The sequence below is a fragment of the Limosilactobacillus reuteri genome, assembly GCF_020785355.1.
In the GTDB taxonomy this organism is placed as follows: domain Bacteria; phylum Bacillota; class Bacilli; order Lactobacillales; family Lactobacillaceae; genus Limosilactobacillus; species Limosilactobacillus reuteri_I.
Genome location: NZ_JAJGVH010000065.1, coordinates 1 through 6920, shown reverse-complemented (window position 1 = coordinate 6920; position 6920 = coordinate 1). Strand labels below are relative to the sequence as shown.

The following is a 6920-nucleotide window of genomic DNA, read 5'->3' as shown; positions in this document are numbered from 1 at the left end:
AGTCATGTGGTAATAAGTCAAGATAAAATTATCACTGACAAACTTGTTTTGACCAGATTTTTGACGCACTTAAATAAGCCTTGATCCCAAGGTGTTTTAAAAGCTAAGCGTCGAGAATCAGTTTATCTTCCTATACCAATTACCTCTTTTCCTGATAGATTTGATGATTTTTGAGTAGGAAGAAAATCACCCTAATAAGTTTACGTGCGGTAAGGACGAGAGCGCGTTTTGATGGGGTATGCTTTACTTCTTGATATTTACGCCGATAATATTCACCAAAAACTGGATCTTGGATTCTAACTCTGTTGGCAGCTTCAACCAAATAGTATCTAAGATAAGCATTACCAGTTCTCTTGAGCGGAGTATTATCACTAGCGTAAGCTCCGGACTGCTTTTCTCGCCAGGAAAGCCCAGCATATTTAGCCAATTTAGCTTCATTATCAAATCGTTCGATTTGACCAATTTCAGCTAAAATACCAGCAGCGTATACTGGTCCAATTCCGGGAATGGAGCGCAAAATCTGTTCTTCATCAGTTACTTGAACTACTTTCTCAATTGCTTTGTCGAGGTCTTTAATCATCTTCTGAAAAGCTTTAATTTCCTCGGCATAAACGGAGAGAACTGTATCAACTGAATTAGCAATTACTTTGTCTAAACGATAAGAAGCACGAACTGCCTTTTGAATTATTTTCGCCAAGGCTTCAGGGTTCGCGAAGCGACCCCGGCCGTGTTCATTCAGATAATCGGCTAAATCAGTAATCGAAAGATTAAGTAAGTCATCAGTAGTCATATCTTCAGTTAGCAGACTCATCATCGTTGAACCAAAGATAGAAGTATTCAGTTCATCAGAAATTACTAATTTATTGAGCTTGTAGTATAGGTTCTCAATAAAGTGTTGCTTAGCCCGAGCTAAGCTTTGAACAAGCTCATATCGGGAACGCGTTAAGCGTTGCAGGGCAATGTAGTTCTCTTGACGAACAATCCCTACTGAATAGCGTCCAACACGTAGGAAGTCAGCAATGTAAAAAGCGTCGATTTGATCATTTTTATCTTCAGCGAAGACATCATGATAGCGCTTAGTTTTCTTAGGATCGATAACCACGGATTGTGTATTGAACTTTTTAAGGTCCGAGTCTTCTTGGAAAAACATTGCTGGGTGAAAGCTGTAAATGGAAGTGGCTTCCATGCCAATCACAACTTGGTCGAGATGATTTGAATTCGCCGTATCGATAATCATGTTTTTTAATTCTGTTGCGCCTTTCAAATCATTAACAAAGTTACCATGGAAAACAACTTCAGTTGTTTCTTCAGAAATCATTGAAGTTACTAAATCTTTTGAGCTAACGTCAATACCGACAAAAAGTTTCATTGGAATGGCCTCCTTTCATTAAAATTTACTGGTCTTAATCTGATCACTGCATGATAGCCCCTAATTACAATCACTAAAAACATCCTCGCAAGTATCAGTATTCATTGGTTAGAGAGTTAAAGCTGCACCTAATCCTACTCTGAATTAGTAAACTATCTAATCGATACAGCATGTGAGTTCGAAAATCAGTAGATTGGCTGGGCGGCAGACTTCATAAGTAGTTAAAAACTACAGGAGGTATTAACCTATACCAGTTGACCAAAGCCAATGATAATTAGAGGTTATCATGCGGTGACCAGAAAACAAGTTGTAATGTAGCAAAATCCGTAAGGATATATTTATAGAATACGAGGAGGTCATAATATGCAACATACATGTACAATGTTTTTAGCAGGAAAGAATGCAACGATTGATGGGTCAACTATAGTTTGTCGTGAGGAAGATTATGGTAATGCATTTGATCCTCAAAGATTTGTATTAGTAAAACCAGAAAGACAGCCACGTCAATATCAAAGCAAAACAACTGACTTTAAAATTGATTTACCAGTTCCTAAGCTAAAATATACTTCTACGCCTGATGCTGACGATAAAGATGGGATTTTTGGTGCAGGCGGTATCAATGGTGTAAATGTTGCGATGAGTGCGACTGAAACTATTACTACTAATGCCCGGATACTAGCAATAGATCCTTATAACATCTTATCGGGAATTGGCGAAGAAGATTTTGTAACATTAGTCCTTCCTTATATTAAGAGTGCTCAAGATGGTGTTAAGAAACTAGGAAGCTTATTAGAAAAGTATGGTACTTATGAGGCTAATGCGATAGCTTTTAGTGATAATAATGAAGTATGGTATATGGAAACAATTGGCGGTCATCATTGGGCAGCTGTTAAAATTCCTGATAACGCCTATGTGATTGCTCCTAATCGATTTAACATTACTAATTTTGATTTTGACAGTCCCAACACAATGAGTTCACCAAATTTGAAACAGTGGATTGATCAAAATAAGTTGAATCCTAGCGAGAACGAATACAATTTACGACATATTTGTGGAAGTGCAACTGCTACTGATACTGTTTATAACAACCCACGAGCATGGTATGTTCAGCAGCAACTAGGAACGATAAATGCTAATCCGCAAAGTAATAACCTTCCATTCATCTGTTATGCAAAAGAAAAGCTTACTGTAACTACGATTAAGAAGTTAATGAGTTCCCATTATCAAGGGACAGCTTTTGATCCGTATCATTTAGAAAGAGATAAAGCCCCATTTAGGTCAATTGCATTAAACCGAAACTTAGAATTACATATTCTACAAATACGTAATAATGTTCCGGCAAGTATTGCTGGTGTTCATTGGTTGGCATTTGGCCCTAATACTTTTAATGCTGTGGTTCCCTTTTATGCAAATATTGACGATACACCAATCCCTTATCGAAACACTAGTACTGAATATTCAATAGACGATATGTATTGGCTCACTCATACAATTGCTGCGCTTGGGGACCAAAATTATCGGCAAGCACAGAGTATTGAAGAAAACTTTGAATTACAAGTAATGGCAAAAACAATGAATGTTCAAAAGAATACGGATAAGGAAATAGCACAACACCGCGATGTTAGTGCATTTTTAACCACAGTCAATAATCAGATGGCCGAAATTGCGGTAGCTGAGAGTAAGAAATTGCTGGGGAAGCTAGTTAAACTTGCCTTTTCAAAAGAACGATTGCAATTTTAGATCGAAAATGGGAGCGAGACAGAAGTCACTTGTGACTTCGTTTTCGAGCCCCCGCAAGCAACAATAGGCCTCTAACGTTCGGTTTTGCCGGACGTTAGAGGCCTATTGTTGTACTGCGTATTTGCTTTTTATGAAAGTAACTTAACTTATGTCACAGTCCCATTAATTATTATTTTGTATAATTTGTAGTTTAGGCGGACGATATTGGTTTACGAATTCATCTAGTGATGTAGGTCGAGCCAATTTTCCGCTTTTAAATGCGTTTATTAAAGTATTATAGTCAAAATTTGGAATCATTAGGCCGTAATCAGAATCTTCGGTGTTAAAAACGACTGCGGTAGCCGTTTCTGATACGCCTAGATCACTTGCGATTTTTTGATCTTGACGGAAAGCCTGCTTGGCAAGTTGACTTTGCCGATCCTCAAAAAACATTTCTAAGTCAAGGTGTGAATCATGTGCAATTTTATTAATTAATTCATCGTTGTAATCCAAGCCTTGGTTAATCAGTGCGGATTGTAATTGTAATAGATAATGCCGTCCACGTTTTCGTCCTTGGAAGAGGGCTGCTTTATAATCTAATATTACTTGGTTAAGGGTTTTTGATACTTGTTGTCTTATAGCAAGATCATGGGGATTAAGATGATAATATTTAAGTGTGTTATCGATCGTTTTCATATTGAATAGTGGTACAAATTGATAACTAATTTTTGTATTTAAATCACGATCAATTTTTAACACGTCTTTTTCACACCGTAAACAGCGCATTCCTAATGGATTCACAAAAAGATGAAGTTCGAGCATAATTAACCCCTCCGATCATTTGTATACTCAAAATCCTAATCCTGTGAACATAATTATTTTTGCAAATATCTAACTATTTGTAAAGAATTTAGTTTTAGGATAATTACAAGAGTTATTATTATAAATGTGCTAAAATATACGGAGATTTAACAGGAGGCTGAATTATGATTGAAGATTGGCAGCATTTTTTATTGCCATATCAGCAAGCCGTAAATGAACTAAAAGTCAAATTACGGGGGATGCGAAAGCAATTTCAAGACCAAACGCAACATTCTCCGATTGAATTTGTAACTGGACGAGTAAAGCCAGTTGATAGTATTAAAGAAAAAATGATTAGACGACATGTGCAAGAGGACCGCCTTGAGCAAGATATGCAAGATATTGCCGGTTTACGGATCATGTGTCAATTTGTAGAAGACATTTATAAGGTAGTTGACTTATTACGGCAGCGAAGTGATATGACTATTTTAGAGGAACGAGATTACGTCACCAACGTTAAACCGAGTGGATATCGTTCATATCATATTGTTATTGAATATCCGGTCCAATTGATTACTGGAGAAAAAAGAATATTAGCTGAAATTCAGGTGCGAACCCTTGCAATGAATTTTTGGGCAACGGTAGAACATTCCTTAAATTATAAATATCAAGGTGAGTTTCCTGAGGAGCTATCTGCAAGGTTGCAAAGAGCCGCAGAGGCAGCATTTAAGCTTGATAATGAAATGTCAGAGATTCGAGAAGAAATAAAGGAAGCACAGACATTGTTTTCTAAGCGGAGGTCAACTAATTCTATTAATGAAGATGAGTTAAAGGAGTAAGTTATGAGAATTGGAATATATAATAATGAAACAGCAGAATCTCAACGAGTGACAAAGGTTTTAAAAACCGAAATGAAACGAGCGGGTTTAACTTATGTCGAAAAAAATCCAGAAGTTGTAATAACAATCGGTGGTGATGGCACTTTGTTATCAGCTTTTCATCATTATCAAAAAGATTTAAATAACATACGCTTTGTTGGAATTCATACTGGGCATTTAGGATTTTATACGGATTGGCGGAGTTTTGAAATTGATGATTTAGTTGATAGTTTAGTAAAAGATAGCGGACAGGCAGTTTCGTATCCCTTACTTGATATGAAGGCTACTTATTCTGATGGGCAGATAGAGAATTATATTGCACTTAATGAATCAACAATTCGGAATGTTACACGAACAATGGTATGTGATGTGTTTATTAATAATCATCTGTTTGAAAACTTTCGGGGAGATGGTTTATGTATTTCAACTCCAACCGGTTCAACTGCTTATAATAAATCAGTTGGTGGTGCCATTGTCGATCCAAATAGTGTTGGCTTTCAGTTAGCAGAAATGGCTTCACTTAACAACCGGGTTTTTCGGACCCTAGGCTCACCGATTATTTTTGGTGCTGATGCTGAGTTAATCTTGCGTTTGCGTGATGAAAATGGTCATGTGCTTACATGCGATCGTGATCAATGGATGCTTAAAAGCGAGAAAGAACGGTATCTGACTGAATTATCTTATAAAGTATCCAAGCAACGAATATATTTTGCTCAATATCGGCATAATAATTTCTGGAATCGAGTAAAGGATTCATTTATTGGTGGAGTGCATTAATGGAATTTAATTGGATATACGATCATCGCACACCACGGAAATTACGATCGGCATTAAAAATGTATGGGGTTTCTTCTTCGTTATTAAAAGTAGCCATATACCATGGAGGAAAAATGCAAATAAACGGGGTAGATAAGTGGGCCGTTGATACTGTTAATTACCACGATAAGGTAACCTTAATTCTCCCTCCAGAAACTGCTAATGATAATGTGGATGTCAGTGAGGCACCTATCGATATTATTTATGAAGACCAGGATTTTTTAATAATGAATAAACCAGCAGGAGTAGCGACAGTTCCGGCTCATAACGTTCTGGTAGCCGATAGTTTGGTGAATCGGGTAAAAGGCTACTATAAGCGCCAAAATTATGAAAATCAGGTTACCCATGTTGCGACACGTTTAGACCGTGACACCAGCGGCTTAGTTGTTTTTCCTAAACACCGATTTGCTCACGCTATCCTCGATGAACAGTTAAAAAAACATTTAGTTAAGAAAAACTATCTTGCTCTAATTAAAGGAAAGGTTCCTGCAGAGCATGGTTATATTGATGCGCCAATTCAACGCGATCCTAATTCATTTGTAAAAAGAATGGTAGGGAAAGAAGGGAAAGCATCTGTAACTGAATACTGGCGCCAAGAATGTAATGTTCAAGCAAGCCTTATCAAAATTAGGTTGCATACAGGTCGGACACACCAAATTCGCGTTCATTTTGCTAGTCTTGGTTTTCCATTAATTGGCGATAAAATGTATGGTGAAGAATCAGGATTGATTGCTAGACAAGCGCTCCATTGTTATTGGCTAAGCTTTTATAGTCCATTTAAAGATGAAAATATTACTGTTTCGGCACCATTGCCAAGTGATTTCAAAAATGCTAAAGATGATCTTTTAAGTACAAAAAATTATTAGTAATTGAACTAATTAATAGAAAATTACCAGGAGATAAAATTAATTTGCTTACTGGTAATTTTTTTATAAAAAAGTATTGCAAATAATAAAAATATAGGGTAAAATATAATTCCTGTCATCGATAAGGCATGAATAAATGATCATATCTATTAAGATTATTAAGAGTAAATATGGTTGTAAAGTCAATGATTTTTGAAATATATTATAAAAAACTGTTGACATTTACTTGATGACATGATATATTAATAAAGTTGCTGATTGAGTTATCAATCAAAAGGAATTCAAAATTAATTAAAATTTCTTCTTGACAAGCTAATTCGATATATGTTATAATAAATATATTGATTTGTTGCTTAATTAGCCAACGGGTAGACCTTTGAAAACTGAACAAAGTTTCGACGAATCAAATGTGTAGGGTCTTCAATCACGATGTGATTTGAAGCAAAACATTTGCGAAGTCAATTCGCTTAA

The 6920-nt window shown here is 36.2% G+C and carries 6 protein-coding genes; 4 read left to right on the top strand and 2 right to left on the bottom strand.

From position 1 onward, the window contains the following. Positions 1–139: 139 nt before the first annotated feature. Entirely contained in the window at positions 140–1369 is a 1230-nt protein-coding gene (locus tag LMB56_RS03485; RefSeq protein ID WP_229282092.1) for an IS110 family RNA-guided transposase, read from the bottom strand. 363 nt (positions 1370–1732) lie between these two features. Here LMB56_RS03485 and LMB56_RS03480 point away from each other — a divergent pair, with 363 nt between their 5' ends. Further along, positions 1733–3109: a C69 family dipeptidase gene (locus tag LMB56_RS03480; protein ID WP_229283539.1), complete on the top strand. Its 1377-nt coding sequence runs from the start codon at positions 1733–1735 to the stop codon at positions 3107–3109. A gap of 162 nt (positions 3110–3271) precedes the next feature. Here the strand turns inward: LMB56_RS03480 and LMB56_RS03475 are convergent, their stop codons facing one another. Continuing rightward, complete coding sequence (locus LMB56_RS03475) at positions 3272–3910, bottom strand: DsbA family protein (RefSeq protein WP_004562430.1); 639 nt, start codon at positions 3908–3910, stop codon at positions 3272–3274. A gap of 164 nt (positions 3911–4074) precedes the next feature. Here LMB56_RS03475 and LMB56_RS03470 point away from each other — a divergent pair, with 164 nt between their 5' ends. The 3 genes from LMB56_RS03470 to LMB56_RS03460 are packed head-to-tail and all read left to right on the top strand — an operon-like array spanning position 4075 to position 6449. Beyond that, positions 4075–4728, top strand: a complete 654-nt coding sequence (locus LMB56_RS03470) for a GTP pyrophosphokinase (RefSeq protein ID WP_019251188.1) — start codon at positions 4075–4077, stop codon at positions 4726–4728. A 3-nt stretch (positions 4729–4731) separates the two neighbouring features. Further along, positions 4732–5544, top strand: coding sequence for an NAD kinase (locus LMB56_RS03465; RefSeq protein ID WP_003666883.1), 813 nt, complete (start codon positions 4732–4734; stop codon positions 5542–5544). Continuing rightward, positions 5544–6449: an RluA family pseudouridine synthase gene (locus LMB56_RS03460; protein WP_153703603.1), complete on the top strand. Its 906-nt coding sequence runs from the start codon at positions 5544–5546 to the stop codon at positions 6447–6449. The genes LMB56_RS03465 and LMB56_RS03460 overlap by 1 nt, the downstream gene beginning before the upstream one ends. The last annotated feature ends 471 nt before the right edge of the window (positions 6450–6920 follow it).